This is a genomic window from Synechococcus sp. J7-Johnson, from assembly GCF_024345795.1.
Taxonomy (GTDB): domain Bacteria; phylum Cyanobacteriota; class Cyanobacteriia; order PCC-6307; family Cyanobiaceae; genus Regnicoccus_A.
On record NZ_JAGQBU010000029.1, the window covers coordinates 1 to 15,203 of the forward strand.

General features: G+C 65.2%; 18 protein-coding genes and 1 tRNA gene. 10 read left to right on the top strand and 9 right to left on the bottom strand.

The annotated features are described in order from the left end of the window. Positions 1 to 299: 299 nt before the first annotated feature. The 4 genes from KBY93_RS12665 (at position 300) to aroC (ending at position 4,637) form a co-directional block, all read left to right on the top strand. Positions 300 to 1,532, top strand: coding sequence for an efflux RND transporter periplasmic adaptor subunit (locus KBY93_RS12665; protein ID WP_255094790.1), 1,233 nt, complete (start codon positions 300 to 302; stop codon positions 1,530 to 1,532). After that, entirely contained in the window at positions 1,529 to 2,704 is a 1,176-nt protein-coding gene (gene devC, locus KBY93_RS12670; RefSeq protein ID WP_255094791.1) for an ABC transporter permease DevC, read from the top strand. The genes KBY93_RS12665 and devC overlap by 4 nt, the downstream gene beginning before the upstream one ends. 46 nt (positions 2,705 to 2,750) lie before the next feature. Beyond that, positions 2,751 to 3,482 carry an ATP-binding cassette domain-containing protein gene (locus tag KBY93_RS12675; protein WP_255094792.1) on the top strand — a complete coding sequence of 244 codons (732 nt, stop codon included), beginning with the start codon at positions 2,751 to 2,753 and terminating at the stop codon, positions 3,480 to 3,482. 66 nt (positions 3,483 to 3,548) lie between these two features. Continuing rightward, positions 3,549 to 4,637, top strand: coding sequence for a chorismate synthase (aroC, locus tag KBY93_RS12680; protein ID WP_255094793.1), 1,089 nt, complete (start codon positions 3,549 to 3,551; stop codon positions 4,635 to 4,637). On the opposite strand, the gene KBY93_RS12685 is transcribed toward aroC, so the two are convergent. The 4 genes from KBY93_RS12685 to KBY93_RS12700 form a co-directional block, all read right to left on the bottom strand. Continuing rightward, entirely contained in the window at positions 4,619 to 5,296 is a 678-nt protein-coding gene (locus KBY93_RS12685; protein WP_255094794.1) for a bifunctional 4-hydroxy-2-oxoglutarate aldolase/2-dehydro-3-deoxy-phosphogluconate aldolase, read from the bottom strand. The two genes, aroC and KBY93_RS12685, sit on opposite strands and share 19 nt — an antisense overlap. Further along, positions 5,271 to 7,115, bottom strand: coding sequence for an ATP-dependent zinc metalloprotease FtsH3 (gene ftsH3 / locus KBY93_RS12690; protein WP_255094795.1), 1,845 nt, complete (start codon positions 7,113 to 7,115; stop codon positions 5,271 to 5,273). Before ftsH3 ends, KBY93_RS12685 begins: the two co-directional genes overlap by 26 nt. Positions 7,116 to 7,168: 53 nt before the next feature. Then, the gene (gene sat, locus KBY93_RS12695) at positions 7,169 to 8,341 is read right to left on the bottom strand and encodes a sulfate adenylyltransferase (RefSeq protein WP_255094797.1); all 1,173 of its coding nucleotides are present in this window, start codon (positions 8,339 to 8,341) and stop codon (positions 7,169 to 7,171) included. Positions 8,342 to 8,555: 214 nt separating this feature from the next. Continuing rightward, positions 8,556 to 9,374 (bottom strand): photosystem II manganese-stabilizing polypeptide, encoded by an 819-nt coding sequence (locus KBY93_RS12700; protein ID WP_255094798.1) that lies wholly within the window; start codon positions 9,372 to 9,374, stop codon positions 8,556 to 8,558. 135 nt (positions 9,375 to 9,509) lie between these two features. On the opposite strand from KBY93_RS12700, the gene KBY93_RS12705 reads away from it, so the two are divergent. After that, the gene (locus KBY93_RS12705; protein WP_255094799.1) at positions 9,510 to 9,851 is read left to right on the top strand and encodes a hypothetical protein; all 342 of its coding nucleotides are present in this window, start codon (positions 9,510 to 9,512) and stop codon (positions 9,849 to 9,851) included. Here the strand turns inward: KBY93_RS12705 and coaBC are convergent. Further along, positions 9,787 to 11,091, bottom strand: a complete 1,305-nt coding sequence (coaBC, locus tag KBY93_RS12710) for a bifunctional phosphopantothenoylcysteine decarboxylase/phosphopantothenate--cysteine ligase CoaBC (RefSeq protein WP_255094800.1) — start codon at positions 11,089 to 11,091, stop codon at positions 9,787 to 9,789. The genes KBY93_RS12705 and coaBC overlap by 65 nt on opposite strands. Beyond that, positions 11,081 to 11,293, bottom strand: a complete 213-nt coding sequence (locus KBY93_RS12715; RefSeq protein ID WP_255094801.1) for a DUF2555 domain-containing protein — start codon at positions 11,291 to 11,293, stop codon at positions 11,081 to 11,083. Before KBY93_RS12715 ends, coaBC begins: the two co-directional genes overlap by 11 nt. Before the next feature lie 90 nt (positions 11,294 to 11,383). Here KBY93_RS12715 and KBY93_RS12720 point away from each other — a divergent pair. The 4 genes from KBY93_RS12720 to KBY93_RS12735 all read left to right on the top strand — a co-directional run bounded on the left by KBY93_RS12720 (position 11,384) and on the right by KBY93_RS12735 (position 12,866). After that, positions 11,384 to 11,456: transfer RNA gene (locus tag KBY93_RS12720), tRNA-Ala, on the top strand. 453 nt (positions 11,457 to 11,909) lie between these two features. Continuing rightward, positions 11,910 to 12,071 carry a PCP reductase family protein gene (locus tag KBY93_RS12725; RefSeq protein WP_255094802.1) on the top strand — a complete coding sequence of 54 codons (162 nt, stop codon included), beginning with the start codon at positions 11,910 to 11,912 and terminating at the stop codon, positions 12,069 to 12,071. 131 nt (positions 12,072 to 12,202) lie between these two features. Further along, positions 12,203 to 12,403 (top strand): hypothetical protein, encoded by a 201-nt coding sequence (locus KBY93_RS12730; RefSeq protein WP_255094803.1) that lies wholly within the window; start codon positions 12,203 to 12,205, stop codon positions 12,401 to 12,403. A 124-nt stretch (positions 12,404 to 12,527) separates the two neighbouring features. Beyond that, the gene (locus tag KBY93_RS12735; RefSeq protein ID WP_255094804.1) at positions 12,528 to 12,866 is read left to right on the top strand and encodes a DUF565 domain-containing protein; all 339 of its coding nucleotides are present in this window, start codon (positions 12,528 to 12,530) and stop codon (positions 12,864 to 12,866) included. Here KBY93_RS12735 and KBY93_RS12740 read toward each other — a convergent pair. Both KBY93_RS12740 and KBY93_RS12745 read right to left on the bottom strand, forming a co-directional pair. After that, complete coding sequence (locus tag KBY93_RS12740) at positions 12,853 to 13,902, bottom strand: aspartate carbamoyltransferase catalytic subunit (protein WP_255094805.1); 1,050 nt, start codon at positions 13,900 to 13,902, stop codon at positions 12,853 to 12,855. The two genes, KBY93_RS12735 and KBY93_RS12740, sit on opposite strands and share 14 nt — an antisense overlap. Further along, on the bottom strand, positions 13,899 to 14,609 hold the full coding sequence (locus tag KBY93_RS12745; RefSeq protein WP_255094826.1) for a DNA-3-methyladenine glycosylase: 711 nt from the start codon (positions 14,607 to 14,609) through the stop codon (positions 13,899 to 13,901). Before KBY93_RS12745 ends, KBY93_RS12740 begins: the two co-directional genes overlap by 4 nt. 58 nt (positions 14,610 to 14,667) lie before the next feature. Between KBY93_RS12745 and KBY93_RS12750 the strand changes: the two genes are divergently transcribed. Next, on the top strand, positions 14,668 to 14,811 hold the full coding sequence (locus KBY93_RS12750) for a hypothetical protein (RefSeq protein WP_006172340.1): 144 nt from the start codon (positions 14,668 to 14,670) through the stop codon (positions 14,809 to 14,811). Between the two features lie 31 nt (positions 14,812 to 14,842). Here KBY93_RS12750 and KBY93_RS12755 read toward each other — a convergent pair whose 3' ends face one another. Beyond that, positions 14,843 to 15,142, bottom strand: coding sequence for a DUF6679 family protein (locus KBY93_RS12755; protein ID WP_255094806.1), 300 nt, complete (start codon positions 15,140 to 15,142; stop codon positions 14,843 to 14,845). Between the last annotated feature and the right edge of the window lie 61 nt (positions 15,143 to 15,203).

The window sequence follows — 15,203 nt, forward strand, 5'->3', positions numbered from 1 at the left end:
GCATCTGCAGAAGCCACCCCAGTGGCACTGACCGCCCCTGCAATCGGCTGATGCAACCGGTGGGTCCCTGCGGCCCACCAGCTGCTTCAACTCAATAGCAAGTGAAGCCTCCGCCTTGGCGGGGGCTTTTTTATGCCACATACCAGCAGCTCCAGGACCGATCATCCACAGGGCAAATCATCCACAGAGCAATCAGTCGGAGCTGCGGGGGCTGCCCCTGTGATCAACAACCTGCGTCACCCTGGGCTGGGGTCTGGAAACCTGCCTACAGTCGAAACGGCTGTACCGGATTCGATTCTTTGAGGGTCCGACCCGCACGTCCAGATGCCGCCCGTCGCGGCATACCCCACGCCCATCGCCAGCAGCGGCGGGGCAAATCTCCAGGGGGTCTGGCGATCGTTCTGATCGGAATGTCCTTGATCGGGGTGGGTGTGACCCTGCTGGGCTGCCAGCCGAAACCAAGCGAACCGCCCCCCGTCGCCGCTGTTCGGCGCGTGTCCGCCCTGGGGCGCATCGAGCCGGAAACCAAGATCCGCAAAGTGGCTGTGTCGAGCTCTCTGAGCGGCGACCGCATCGAAGAGATCCTGGTGCAGGAGGACACCTGGGTGACGCGGGGAACACCCCTGGCCCGGCTGAACAGCTACGGCACCCTCAAGGCGTCATACGACGAGGCCAACGAGAACGTGGCCGTAGCCCAGAGCAAGCTGGCCCAGGTGAGGGCCGGTGCCAAGCAGGGGGAAATCAGGGCGCAGGAGTTCAACGTGCAGAGCCTGGAGCGCAAACTGGCCGCCCAGAAGCTCGCCCAGGACCAGGCTGTCAATGCCGCCCGCGCCAAGGCCACCGAGGCACGGGTTGAACAGCAGCGCTATGACGGCCTGTACGCCGATGGGGGCGTATCCGCGCTCGAGCGGGACCGCTACCGCACCCGCGCCGAGACCAGTGCTGCCGATCTGGCCAAGGCGATCGAAACCCGCGACGGCACCCTGCTCACCCTTCGCTCCGACATCGAGAGCGCCAGGCAGACCCTGGAGCAGATCAAGGAGGTGCGCCCCGAAGACATCACCACCGCCAACAATGAACTACGCAAGGCGGTAGCCGCCCGCGACCGAGCCCGCCAGGAATTCGAGTTCGCCACGGTGCTGGCACCCCAGAACGGACGCATCCTCAAGATCATCGCCAGGCCAGGCGACAAGGTGAGCGACGAGGGCATCCTCGAGATGGCAGACACCAGCCGCATGGTCGTGACGGCAGAGGTCTATCAGACCGACATGCGCATGATCGGCAAGGGCCAGGGCGCCACCATCACCGCCGATGGCATCGAAGGCAGCCTCAAGGGCAAGGTGTACCAGGTGATTCCCCAGGTGCAGAAGCAGACCATCTTCGCCGGGGAGCCTGGTGAGAATCAGGACCAGCGGGTGTTCGAGGTGAAGCTGCAGCTCCAGCTCAATGAATCAGAGCAGAAACGGATCGGCTACGCCTCCAATCTCCAGGTGAACGTGGTATTTGACCCCAAGCCGGCACCGGCACCATGATCAGCCCCCTGCGCAAGCTGCTGAAACGCACCCCGGTGGCCTGGCTGCAGGTCACCAACAGCCCGGTGAAGATGATGATCGCCCTGGCGGGTGTGAGCTTCTCCAACCTGCTGATGTTCTTTCAACTGGGGTTGATGGACAGCCTTTACAACAGCCAGCGCAAACCCATCGACCGCCTCCGCGCCGATCTGGTGATGGTGAGTGAGGGCTACAGCAACCTCGGATCCCTGCAGGACTTCCAGCGCAGCCGGCTCTATCAGGCCCTCGGGGTTGAAGGGGTGGAGAGCATCTCGCCGCTGCGCATCTCGCGCGGCACCTGGATCACCCCCGCCACCCGGCAGTCTTACGACATCTACACCTTCGGCGTGGATCTCGCCAAGCCATCCCTCGCCTTTCCCGAACTCGAGAACGATCCTTTCCGTCTGCAGCCGCTGCGCAACGCGCTCTTCGATCGCAACTCCAAGAAGCAATACGGAGATGTTACCAGCATCTTGAAGCGAGATGGCGTCTATCCACTCGAGATCAACGGCAAATCGATCCGCATCGTCGACACCTTCTCGATGGGGGCCACCTTCGCGGCCGAGGCCAATCTGATCGTCAGCGAGAACACCTTTCTCTACATGTTCCCCAAGGCGGATCACCGCATGATCCAACTGGGCCTGATCCGCCTGCGGCCCGGCAGCTCAGCCAGCGCCGTGCAGGCCGCCCTGCAGCCATTGATGACGAAAGAAGTGAAGGTGCTCACCCGCAATGAACTGGCCGAGCTGGAGGTGAACTACTGGAAGCGCAACTCCTCGGTGGGATTCATCTTCTCCCTCGGCGTTCTGGTGGGCTTCGTGGTGGGCAGCATCATCGTGTACCAGATCCTCTTCGGTGACGTGATGAATAATCTGCCCCAGTACGCCACACTGAAGGCGATGGGCTACACCGATTCCTTCGTGATCAGCGTGGTGATCCAGCAGTCGGCCATTCTGGCGTTGATCGGCTTCGTGCCGGGTGTGATCATCTCCATGGGTCTTTACAGCCTGCTGGCCAACGTCACCAAGCTCACAGTGTTCATGACCCTGAACCGGGCACTGCAGGTGTTGATCCTCACCTTCGTGATGTGCGTGGGATCCGGCGCCCTGGCCACCCGCAAACTTGTGGAACTCGATCCGGCCGATGTCTTCTGAATCCGCACGAGTGCGCACTGGAGAATCTGTACCCGCCGGTGATTCCTTGCCAACCGTCGAACCCGTGATCTCCCTGAAACACGTGAACCACTGGTTCGGCAGCGGCGACAGCCGCAAGCACGCCCTCAAGGACATCACTCTCGACATCCAGCCGGGCGAGATCGTGATCTGCACAGGGCCTTCCGGTTCCGGCAAGACCACCCTGCTCACAATGCTGGGAGGCTTGCGGGCATGCCAGGACGGCAGCCTGAAGATCCTCGGCGAGGAACTCCATGGAGCCGGCAAGGAGGTACTGGCGAAGCTTCGCCTCAACGTGGGTTTCATCTTCCAGGCCCACAACCTGATGATGTTCCTCAACGCCAGGAAGAATGTGCGCCTCTCCCTCGAACTGCACGATCAGTACTACGAGGAAGACATGGACAAGCTGGCGGCAGAAATGCTCGAGAAAGTGGGTCTCGGAGATCGCGAAGACTACTTTCCAGCCAATCTTTCCGGCGGCCAGAGGCAGCGGGTGGCGATTGCCCGGGCCATGGTGGCGCAACCAAAGATCCTGCTCGGCGATGAACCCACCGCTGCTCTAGACAAGGAATCAGGCCGCAATGTGGTGAACCTGATGCGTGAGATGGCCACCAATCACAAGACCACGATCATCATGGTGACCCACGACAACAAGATTCTCGATGTTGCCGATCGGATCATCATTGTGGATGATGGTGCCCTGGCCAACAAGGAGGCCGAAGCGGCCTTCGTTGGCAGGATGCGGGAGACCGGCAGCTGAGGACGACGCACCACGGAGGTCGAACCAGCAGGACCGCAGTCGGAGCGTTTCAGTAGGCTCCAGCCCATGGGCAGCAGCTTCGGACACCTGTTTCGGATCACCACCTTCGGGGAGTCCCACGGCGGTGGTGTCGGTGTGATCGTCGATGGCTGCCCGCCACGGCTGGCGCTCGATCTTGAGGCCATTCAGGCGGAGCTCGACCGCAGGAAGCCCGGCCAGAGCAAGATCACCACCCCGCGCAAGGAAGACGATCGCGTCGAGATCCTCAGCGGCCTGCTCGATGGGGTCACCCTGGGCACACCGATCGCGATGGTGGTGCGCAACAGGGACCAGCGTCCCAACGATTACAAGGAGATGGAGGTGGCGTTCCGTCCCTCCCACGCCGATGCCACCTACCAGGCGAAATACGGCATCCAGGCCCGCAGTGGCGGCGGCCGGGCCTCGGCGCGGGAAACAATCGGCCGGGTGGCCGCCGGTGCCATCGCCAAGCAATTGCTGGCCAGAGCCCATGGCACCGAGGTGATCGCCTGGGTGAAGCGGATCCACACCATCGAGGCCGCGATCGATCCAGCCAGCGTGAGCCTCGAAGACGTGGAGGCCAACATCGTGCGTTGCCCTGATGCCGCCTGCGCCGAGCGGATGATCGAGCGGATCGAGGCGATCGGCCGCGAGGGTGATTCCTGCGGCGGCGTGATCGAGTGCGTGGTTCGCCGGGCGCCGGTGGGGCTGGGCATGCCGGTCTTCGACAAGCTCGAAGCCGACCTGGCCAAGGCGGTGATGTCGCTGCCGGCCACCAAGGGCTTCGAGATCGGCTCGGGCTTCGGCGGCAGCCTGCAGCGGGGCAGTGAGCACAACGACGCCTTCATCGCCACCGGCGATGGCAGCCTGCGCACCGCCACCAACAACTCCGGCGGCATCCAGGGGGGCATCAGCAACGGCGAGGACATCGTGCTGCGGGTGGCCTTCAAACCCACCGCCACGATCCGCAAGGCCCAGCAGACGATCACCTCCAGCGGCGAGGCCACGGTGCTGGAAGCCAAGGGCCGCCACGACCCCTGCGTGCTGCCCCGGGCGGTGCCGATGGTGGAAGCGATGGTGGCCCTGGTGCTGGCCGACCACCTGCTGCGTCAGCAGGCTCAGTGCAGCCTCTGGTGAAGGGCTGAGGGGTAGGTCGCCACCCAGCCGGCCAGGCGCGGATCCAAGCGGGGGCAGGCTCCCTCCTCGCTGATCGGCTCGAACAGCGTGGAGCCCAGGGCCAGAGCATCCACACCTCCATGGAGCCAGCCGCTGAGGTCAGCGACCTTCAGTCCCCCCGCGGCGATGCAGAAGGGCAAGGGAGCCAGAGCACCGGAGAGCGAGGACCAGTAACCAGACCCCAGGGTCTTGGCCGGGAAGAGTTTCACGGCCACGCAGCCCAACTGAACCGCCTGGTGCACCTCCGTGGGCGAGAAGACCCCCGGCACCAGGGTGATGGCCAGCTGGTGGGCTCTCCTCAGCAGGCCTGGATCCAGCACGGGCGAGAACGCAAAGCTGAAGCCGGCCTGGTCGGCAGCCTCCAGGGCCTGGAGCGTTCGCACCGAAGCCGCCCCGAAACGGATGGCGGGGAAGCGTTGGGCCAGCTCACGGCAGTCGTGGCTCCAGCAGGGCCATGGGCTCCAGGCGATCTCGACATGGCGAATCCCGGCCGCGCTCAGCAGCGCGATCCGGGAAACGGCATCAAGCGGACGGACCGGGCGCAGGACCGCAAGCAGCGGCAGTGCCCGGAGTTCAGCCAGCAGCGACCCGGACTCAGACGTATTCAGCGACCCGCACATCGCTGCGGATAAGAAGCTCCTGAAGCTCCTCGGCGTCGACGGTTTCCTTCTCCACAAGCATCTCGGCCAGTTCATCGAGAACCGAGCGGTTATCGATCAGCACGCGCTTGGCACGGCGGTAGGCCTCAGCCACCAGCAGTCCCACCTCGTCATCGATTGTGGCGGCGGTGTCTTCGGAGAAGTCGCGCTCGGCTGCAATGTCGCGGCCGAGGAACATCCCCCCCTGGGCGCGGCCAAGGGCCACAGGACCCAACTTGTCGCTCATGCCGAAACGGGTGACCATCTGGCGGGCGACGCGGGCCACCTGCTGAAGGTCGTTGGAGGCTCCGGTGGTGACCTCGTCTTCGCCGTAGACGATCTCCTCAGCAACGCGCCCACCGAGGGCCACAGCCATCTGGTTCTGGAGGTATGCGCGGGAATAGAGGCCCGACTCCATCCGCTCTTCGCTGGGGGTGAAGAATGTGAGACCACCGGCCTGGCCGCGGGGAATGATGCTGATCTTCTGGACGGGGTCGTAGTCGGGCATCAGGGCTCCCACCAGAGCATGGCCCGATTCGTGATACGCCACCAGCCGCTTGCGCTTCTCGCTCATCACCCGGTCTTTCTTCTCAGGACCGGCCATGACGCGCTCGATGGCGTCATTGACCTCATCCATCGAGATCTCGGTGAGCTGCCGGCGGGCCGCCAGGATCGCCGCCTCATTGAGCAGGTTAGCGAGATCGGCTCCGGTGAAACCGGGGGTGCGACGCGCCACCTTGTCGAGATCAACGTCCTTGGCAAGGGTCTTGCCGCGGGCATGGACCCCAAGGATCTGGAAACGGCCTGCGTAGTCCGGACGGTCGACCACCACCTGGCGATCGAAACGACCCGGCCGCAGCAGGGCCGAATCCAGCACGTCGGGGCGGTTGGTGGCCGCCACGATGATCACGCCGGTGTTGCCCTCGAAGCCGTCCATCTCGGTCAGCAGCTGGTTGAGGGTCTGCTCCCTTTCGTCGTTACCGCCGCCCAGGCCAGCGCCGCGCTGACGGCCAACCGCGTCGATCTCGTCGATGAAGACGATGCAGGGCGCGCTCTTCTTGGCCTGCTCGAACAGGTCACGCACGCGGCTGGCGCCCACACCCACAAACATCTCCACGAACTCAGAACCGGCGATCGAGAAGAACGGCACGCCGGCTTCACCGGCCACCGCTTTGGCAAGCAGGGTCTTGCCGGTGCCGGGAGGGCCCACCAGGAGCACACCCTTGGGAATCTTGGCGCCCACGGCCGTGAAGCGATCGGGATTCTTGAGGAAGTCGACCACCTCGGTGAGCTCGAGCTTGGCGCCCTCAATGCCGGCCACATCACCGAAGGTGACCTGGGTCTGGGGTTCCATCTGAACCCGTGCCTTGCTCTTGCCGAAGCTCATGGCGGGGTTTCCGCCGCCCCCCTGGGCGCGCCGCAACAGGAAGAACAGACCTCCCAGGAGCAGCAGCGGGAAGAGCAAGCTGCCCACTGCCTGCTGCCAGGCGGCCGGCTCACGGTTGGGCTGAACCGCGATGTCGACGTTGTGGTCAGTGAGCAGCTTGAGCAGGTCCTTGTCAGGGGCGAGGTTGACCACGGCCCGGTTGCCGTCGTTCTCAACGACCTGGGCGGTGCCGCGGTCGGGGGAGATCAGCACGCGGGAGATCTGGTTCTCCTGAACCGCCTCGACGAAATCGCTGTAGCGGAGGCTTCTGGGGGCATTGGCCTGATCAGGGCGCCCCAGGAAAGCGGACCCCACCGCAATCACCACGATCGCCAGGAGCACATAAAGCCCCGCGTTGCGCCAGCGTTTTTTCAACCTGCGTGCTCCTGAGAGGGGAAGTAACAGAATGTTAACTGTCGCCGGGACCGTCAGGCGGACCGCAGCACCTCCACCACGCTACGGAAGGCGAACCACTCCGGGATCTCCTCACCGCTGCGCAGCATCTGCCGGAACTGGGTTCCGCTCAATTTCTTTACATGCAGCCCCCTCGCCTCGGCGTGCTCCGCCGTCACGTAGCCCTCTTCTTCGGTGTACACCAGGTTGAGGGACGGCACCGTTTCCATTCCCAGCTCCGGCGCGTTGTCGCGGGCGAAGTCCTGGGCGTCGTAGGGGCCGTAGAAATCCTCACCGCTCAAGGAGCTCTTACAGCCCGCCATGTCGCGGCCGATGATGAAGTGAGTGCAGCCGTAATTCTTGCGGATGATCATGTGCTGCAGCGCCTCCCTGGGCCCTGCCATGTGCATGGCGTAGGGCAGGTAGGCCCAGCGGATTCTGGGGTTGGCCACCTCAGCCGCCAGGCGCTCGTAGGTCTGGAAGCGCACCTCACCGGCAATGTCGTCCTCCTGGGTGGGACCGCAGGTGGGATGCACCAGCACCACACCCCCCTCGCTCACGTTCGTGGCATGCAGGGCGCGGGTGAACAGCTCGTAATGGGCCCGGTGGATCGGATTGCGGCACTGGAAGGCCACCACGTCCTCGCCGTGGGGCAGATCGGCGCGCACCTCGGCCGGGGTGCGGCAGGGGAACACCCTCTGGGGCAGTTCCAGGCCCTGGAGAGCACCGCCTAGGTAGTAGCGGCCCCGCTCGGTGGCGATCATGCGCACCGCCGGATGCTCCAGGGAGGTGGTGCCGTAGCAGCCTTTGGCCTCCTTCACCTTGTCGGGCTCCCAGCGGCTTTCCACCGTGAGCACCGCCAGCTCCTGACCCTGGTAGGTAAGCAGCAGGCGCTCGCCCACCTGGATCGTGGCGTCAGCCGTGTCGAAGATGATCGGCAGCCCGAACAGGAGCCCTGACGTGGTGCGGTTCCCCTTCACCACCGCCTCGTAGTCCTCCTGGTGCATGAAGCCCAGCAGGGGCGAGAAGCCACCCACCATCAACAGCTCCACATCGCAGGCGTTGCGGTGGCTGCACTCCAGCACCCGATCGACACCCGCCTTCACCGCCTCACGCTGCTCCGCGGGCACGATCAGATCCACCAGTGAGCCCCCGTGGGGCGGGATCAGACCGGTGCTGGAGCGGCCGGAAGGAGCGGCGGTGGTCATGGGGGGCCAGCGGCAGGTGGAGAAATTGTTCCAGACAGGGCGTCACGGACATGTGGCCGGGGTGGCGTAACTGCGGCGCCTGGATGGAACTGCCACAAAAAAAGGCCCCAATCGGGGCCTTTTGAAGCATCTGCAGCAACTTTGAAAGCGCCACAGACGGTGAAAGCGGCAGAGAGGAACAACAGCCAGAGGCCTGAGCCTGAGGCGGCTCGTTTCAGACCTTCTCCAGGCGGCCGTAGAGCTGGCCGGTGACCTTGACATCGACGACGGCCTTGCTGCCCATGTCGGTGTCGGAAGGCTGGACCGCTGAGAACACCCCGGCGAACTCACCCGTGGCGCTGTCGACCTTGGTGATCGAAAGGCTCATGGTGCCGGTGCCATCGACGTACTGCTTGACGTTTTCCTTGGTGAGGTCTTCATCGTCACCGGCAGGCACCAGACCCACAGCACTGCTGTAGCCGGAGGTGAGGCCACGGCCCTTGGGATCGAGGAAGTTGCTGGTGCGGTAGCTGGGAGTGCGGTAGGAACCCTCGAAATCCGTGCTCGGGCTGATGGAAGCACCAACGGCGCTGGCGATCAGCTTCTTGCTGGAGAAGGTGAAGGGGACTTCTTCACCACCCGGCATCAGAACGGTGATCGGCTGGAAATCGATGCCGCCAAGCTCCTTGAAGGTGAGCTTGTCGCCGTCGATGCTGAGATCGCCGTAGACCTGATCAAGGCTGGAGGTGTAACGGGTGAGGATCTTGCCCGCCACGAACTGCGCCTCCTGGCGCTTGTTGGCTGGCTCACCCTTCACGAAAACTTCGTTGGGGTGGAGGCAGATTTCACGCAGTTGGTAGCTGGCAGACGGATCGAGGGGGATGGATCCGCGGGCCGAATCGGGAAGGGACGGGCAGTCGTTGGCCTTGCCGGTGTTGACGATGTCGTCGTAAGTGACATTGGCCCGTTCAACGGCTGTGGCACCGCCGCTGCACGCTGTGACCAGCGTCAGGCAGAGCGCCAGCACTAGGGCCAGCAGGGGTCGAAAACGCATTGGGAGAAGCCGCACAAGCAGGGTGAAACCTTGATGGAGGGTGCGCCAACGGCGATCCTACAGATGAAAAACCCCTGTCCCGATAGCATGTTGCGGCTCTCAACAACCCGTAGGGCGGGACGCGACACGGCAGTCATGACCGAAGGTTTCAACGCGCCGCCCGAAGCTCAGGATCCCCAGCTGGCCGCGGGGAGGCTTGTGCAGGATCTCCACCGGCTCGCCGAAGGGCTCGAAGGGCAGCCCGAGGCGTTGCTGACCCTGCTGCGGGAGCTGGAAACCCTGCATCGCTCGATTCAGGACGGCGCCTTCCGCCGCAGCCTGCCGGAGGACCGCCAGCAGCTGTTCGCCCTGCTCAGGAACATGGAGCGCAGCGGCGGCTGGCCCTACATCCCCCGCCTGCAGCTGCGCACCTTCATGGATCTGCTGCAGCGCGACGACCGGCCAGACCTTCACGAGGAGCCCCCGCTGGCCGCGTGAGCGGATCCAGCAGGGCGCCGAGGGCACTGATGAGCTGATGGGCCACGGCGAACTTGCCGGCAGGGTGGATGCGCAACTCCCGCTCCTCCGGACCAAGCAGCCAGCCTTCATTGCTGTTCACCCCGAAGCCGGCCTGCGGTTGGTCGATCGGGTTGGCAAAGAGCAGATCGCAGCCCTTGCGCCGCAACTTGGCGCGGGCCTGGGGGAGCACATCGCCGGAGTGTGCGGCAAACCCCAGGATCCGTTGACCTGCGGCGCGGCGGGCCACCAGCTGGGCCAGCAGGTCCGGCACCTCGCACCAGCCGGCGCTGAGGCTGGCGAGCAGATCCTGTTTGCTGAGTTTCTGGAGTTCGGGTGCGGCACGGCCGTGATCCGCCACGGCAGCGGCCATGGCCACCGCATCGGCCGCTGGTTGCAGCTGCTCCAGGGCCTGGCCCATGGCCGCACCGCTCTCGACGGGATGCGCATGCAGACCTTCCAGCAGGAGCGGATCGAGGTTGAGGGGGCCGTGCACCAGGTCGACCTCAGCCCCCCGCAACCGGGCGGCCTGGGCGAGCATCACCCCCATCCGGCCACTGCTGGGATTGGTGAGGCAGCGGGCGGGATCGAGCCATTCGCGGGTGGGCCCGGCGCTCACCAGCAGCCGCCTCCCCTGCCAATCACGCCGCCAGCCATGCAGGCGCAGGGTTTCCAATCCCAGCAGCAGCTGCTGGGGCTCGGCCATCCGGCCGGCCCCCTGGCGGTCGCAGGCGAGCAGGCCAGCGGCCGGCCCCAGGGGCAGCACCCGCTCGAAGTCCTGCAGCTGATCCCAGTTGCGCCGCACCCCGGGCGCCCCCCACATCGCCGTGTTCATGGCGGCAGCCGCCAGCACCGGCGCCTCGGTGGCCAGCAGGGTGCTGGACAGCAGGGTGTCGCCGGAGCCATGAACCCAGCGAGCAAGGCTGGTGGCGCTGAGAGGGGCCAGCAGTACCAGCTCGGCCCACTCGGCCAGCTCCACATGCAGGGGTCGGGGCGCCCGGTGGCTCCACTGGTCCTCGTCGAGGTGGCAGGCGGCTCGGCTGAGGCTGGCCAGTGCCACCGGGCTCACCAGTCGGGCGGCACTGGGGGTGAGCACGCAGCGGATCAGGGCCCCGCGCTGGACCAGGACACTGACCAGGGCAGGCAGCTTGATGGCGGCGATGCTGCCGCTGATCGCCACCAGGATCCTGCAACCGGCAAGAGGATCCTGCTCACTCCTCATCGAAGGGTTCCTGATCCACCAGATGCACGTAGGGACGCGCCAGCTCCGGGCGGTGGATCGCCAGGGCCCGGATCAGGTGCCAGTCCTGCAGTGCGGCGAAGGGGGTGGGGTAATCGTCGTCGTCCAGGCGCTGGGCCAGCTCGGCGATGGCCGCCTCATCGAAGGCGGCCAGTCGCTCAGGCGTGATCGGGGTTGCGGACACGGGGCCAATGGGGCGGAGCACCGCTCAATTCCAGCGCATCAGCCCCGCCACTGGGCAGGGCTGATAAATTTATGGAAGGGATAACCTCAAGGGGAATTAGCTCAGCTGGTAGAGCGCTGCGATCGCACCGCAGAGGTCAGGGGTTCGAGTCCCCTATTCTCCATATCCTTACAACGAAGCCTGAATGATCAACTCTGGGTTGATCCTATGCAGTCATCGGCCGACAAGCTTCACATTCAAACATCGCAACAAGCCAGTGACTACTGAACACACAGTAAGCGCATGTCATGGACATTCCAAGAAAAGACCATAGGAACATAATCTGCTAACTCTCAAAAAGTTAACGTATATCTTCCGATACGTTGAGCTCATAGATGATCCGCGAGAAGTCGGCAAGCAGACTCCCCATGGGGTTTAACTTGCAAAGACGGTGTCAGCTTAGCCTCATCCCCAGAGAGAATGTCCAGCCTGCTGCCGTCTCTGCGAACTGAACTCCACCAACATCTTCTGAGATAACCGGCCAGGTTGGCAAATCCCTTCCAGGCCAACTTCAGCACAGGGCACTGATCGCAGATACCGTTCAACAGGTTGAATCTTTTCATCGAACACCATGCCCATGGAGTGGACTCCCGAAGCTGAAGCCAGGCTCAAGGAGGTGCCGTTTTTCGTGCGCCCCGCCGTACGGCGACGGATCGAAAGCCTGGCCGCTGAGGCCTCCCTCACCAGCATCGACCTTGACTTCTACTGCGCCGCCAAGGCCCGTTTCGGCGAAAAATGAAGGTCTGCTGAGCGCTTGAGCAAGGGGGTCCTGATCGACTCCGGCCCAGCCAGGGAGGCCTGTTTCCCCTGGTTGAAGCCCCCCTGACCGGCCGTAAGGTAAAAGAGAGGGCAATACAGGTTGCCCCATCCATGTCGCAGTCCAAGCGAGAGCAGGTGGTGAGTCACCTGCGCTACATCCGCCAGGAACTCCGGGAGATGCACCAGGGGGTGATGGAAGACGGTCTGCTGCCGGAGGCGGGCGAGGTGCGCGGCGTCATGGCCCAGATGGAGGCGCTGCTGGAGCTGCTGGAAGGCAAGGGGTCGCGCAAGAGCAAGGACAGCGAAAGCTGAGCTCTGGCGCAGGACTGGCAGGACGGACTGAAAGGGTGTAGACCTGCGGCGGCAGGTGGCTGGGCCGGGTGATGGGGATCTCCAGCCAACGCACCTGCCCATTCTTCCCGTCCAAGGCCCAGCGTTGATACGCCCCCAGCAGACCCGGTTGCATCGTCAGGTGGCTCTGCAGGGTGAGCGCCTGCGCCACTGGGCGGAGAATCCCTGGCGGCGGCTCTCCCTGGTGCTGATCACCGGATTTGGAGCCTTCTTCTTCGGCGGGGCAGTGGGAATGCTCACCGGAGCCCTGGCCTATCTGGATCCGCTGGCGGCCCTGATCTGCGTGGTGCCGATCGAGCTCTCGATCCGCTGCCGGCGCTGGCTGCTGCAGCGCCCCCAGGACCGCCTGACCCTGCAGTTGCTGGACGCCGGGCGCATTGGCCTGCTCTATGGACTGCTGCAGGAGGGCTTCAAGCTTCTCTGAGCTCATCGCCGCGGGCGGCCAGCAGATACAGCAGGGCCATGCGCATCGGAATGCCGTTACGCACCTGCTCCGCCACCAGGCAGCGGTCGGGGTCATCCAGCAGGTCGCCGCTCATCTCCACGCCCCGGTTGACGGGACCTGGATGCAGCACCGGCACCGCGGACCCGCACAGCTCCAGTCGCTCCAGGCTGAGGCCGAAACGGCGGTGGTAACTCTCCAGGCTGGTGAGCAGGTGCTGGTGCATCCGCTCCCGCTGCAGCCGCAAGGTCATCACGGCATCGGCGCCGTGCAGGGCCTGCTCCAGCTGGCGCTCGATCCGGATCGAGCCACGGTTTGCCACCGGATCCCTGGCCTGACCAGGGGGTGGTGCCGCCACGAACTGGACGAAGGCATCGGGCAGCAGCGTGGCAGGGGCGCAGAGCACCACATGGGCACCGCAGGCGGTGAGTGCCCAGAGGTTGGAGCGCGCCACCCGCGAATGGAGCACATCGCCCACGATCACGATGGTCCGGTCGCGGAGCGCCGCCGGGGTCGGCTGCTCCGGGGCGAAATGACGGGCGAGGGTGAACAGATCGAGCAGCCCCTGGCTCGGGTGGCTGTGGAGTCCATCTCCACCGTTGAGCACCGCCACCGGCCGGCCGCCGCCCCGTCGTTCACGTTCGCGGTCGAGGTCGCGGGCCAGCGCCGCCGGAACACCGGCGCAGCGATGGCGCACCACCAGCACATCGGCGCCCATGGCCACGTAGGTGAGGGCGGTATCGAGCAGGCTCTCCCCCTTGCTGAGGGAGCTCGAAGAGGGGGAGAAGCTCTGGACATCGGCCGAGAGGCGCCGAGCCGCCAGCTCGAAGCTGCTGCGGGTGCGGGTGCTGGGCTCGAAGAACAGGCTGGTCACCTGCCGGCCCTGCAGGGCCGGCAGCTTGCGGGAGCCGCTGACGGGCATCACCCTGAAGCGCTGGGCCAGCTCCAGCACGGTGGCGAAATCCTCGAGGCTGAAGGCCGCCAGATCGATCAGGTGCCGGTGCGACCAGCCGCTCACGGCTCCATCCCCGACCCAGCAGCCGCCACGGGCAACACCGCCTCTGGCTTCAGGGCCACGGAATGCGCCGGGGTGCGGTCGCCCCGGGCCCGGCGACTGACGCTGCGGCTGGCCTTGAGGTACCAGCGCCAGGGCAGCTCCACCCCCCTGGTGATGCCAATGCGGGTGGTGGTGAGCAGCGGGTCCTGACCCTGCAGCTGCTGCTGCCGCCACCAGGCCAGCAGAGCCGGGGGCCTCGGCGCCAGCCACACTCCGCCGGCGGAATCCACCGGCTGGCCGTCGTGGCGGCGATCCAGGCCGAAGCGACGCGCCAGCAGGGCGGGGCCAGCGGCGGTGCGTTCTGGCTCACCCGCCAGGGCCACGGCCCTGAGCAGGACACCGTTGGCCCAGCCTTCACGGTCGGTGACCACATTCACGCAGTGATGGATGCCATGACTGACGTAAACGTAGAAGCGCCCCGGCGGGCCGAACAGGGTGTCGTTGGAGGGAGAGCGACGCCTGTGACCGTGGCAGGCGGGCTCGCTCTGGCAGTAGGCCTCGGTTTCCACCACCAGGCCCCGGAGGCAGCGCCCATCCTCGAAGCGGCGCAGCAACAGGCAGCCGACCAGATCCGGACCCACCTGATCGGCGCCGCGCGCAAAGAAGGCGGGCGTCAGGAGATCGACACCCCCGCTGCCAGGAGCGGCCCCGGGAGCGGATGCCGCCAGACTGGAGAACGCCACCTCCTGCGGGGGTTGGTCTCTGCCTGTCTTTCGCGACCGTTTCGTGTCCAACGCTCTCTCCAGCTTCAATCTCGGCACCGTGCTGCTGGCCGGCAGCGGTCTGTTCTGCCTGGCGACCCTCTACTTCGGCACCCGGGGTGGTTACTACGACAGCGACGACTACGACGGCAACGGCACCGCCCACTGAACTTGCGGCGCTGGGGCGGCGGGCACAGCGCTCAGCCCTGGCGGTGCAGCTGCTCCGATTCAGGGCAGTCTTCGGAGGTTTCGAGATCCTCTGCCCTGGCACTGCGGCTGAAGTGGGCCAGGCGGGTACTCACCGCTCCGATCGAATCGAGGCGAACGCTCTCCTCCCAGCTGTGCAGTTCGTCGTCTTCCTCTTCGTCGTAACGCAGGGTGACCAGGTCGCCGGCGATCTCCACCACCAGAGCCTGCTCGATCCAGCGCTGCTGATCGCGCAGGAACACCCAGACCGGTCGCTTCTCGCTGCAGAACTGATCCAGCTTCCGGTGCAGCATCCTGAGCTCCGACTCCAGCGGGCCGAGTGCGGATCGGGGCCCGGATCCACCTGATCCTAGG

What these genes read in the sequence shown, in the direction of transcription:
- devC (WP_255094791.1), top strand. Translation starts at nt 1,529, where the DNA reads ATGATCAGCCCCCTGCGCAAGCTGCTGAAACGCACCCCGGTGGCCTGG.
- aroC (WP_255094793.1), top strand. Translation starts at nt 3,549, where the DNA reads ATGGGCAGCAGCTTCGGACACCTGTTTCGGATCACCACCTTCGGGGAG.
- KBY93_RS12685 (WP_255094794.1), bottom strand. Translation starts at nt 5,296, where the DNA reads ATGTGCGGGTCGCTGAATACGTCTGAGTCCGGGTCGCTGCTGGCTGAA.
- sat (WP_255094797.1), bottom strand. Translation starts at nt 8,341, where the DNA reads ATGACCACCGCCGCTCCTTCCGGCCGCTCCAGCACCGGTCTGATCCCG.
- KBY93_RS12700 (WP_255094798.1), bottom strand. Translation starts at nt 9,374, where the DNA reads ATGCGTTTTCGACCCCTGCTGGCCCTAGTGCTGGCGCTCTGCCTGACG.
- KBY93_RS12705 (WP_255094799.1), top strand. Translation starts at nt 9,510, where the DNA reads ATGACCGAAGGTTTCAACGCGCCGCCCGAAGCTCAGGATCCCCAGCTG.
- coaBC (WP_255094800.1), bottom strand. Translation starts at nt 11,091, where the DNA reads ATGAGGAGTGAGCAGGATCCTCTTGCCGGTTGCAGGATCCTGGTGGCG.
- KBY93_RS12725 (WP_255094802.1), top strand. Translation starts at nt 11,910, where the DNA reads ATGGAGTGGACTCCCGAAGCTGAAGCCAGGCTCAAGGAGGTGCCGTTT.
- KBY93_RS12730 (WP_255094803.1), top strand. Translation starts at nt 12,203, where the DNA reads ATGTCGCAGTCCAAGCGAGAGCAGGTGGTGAGTCACCTGCGCTACATC.
- KBY93_RS12755 (WP_255094806.1), bottom strand. Translation starts at nt 15,142, where the DNA reads ATGCTGCACCGGAAGCTGGATCAGTTCTGCAGCGAGAAGCGACCGGTC.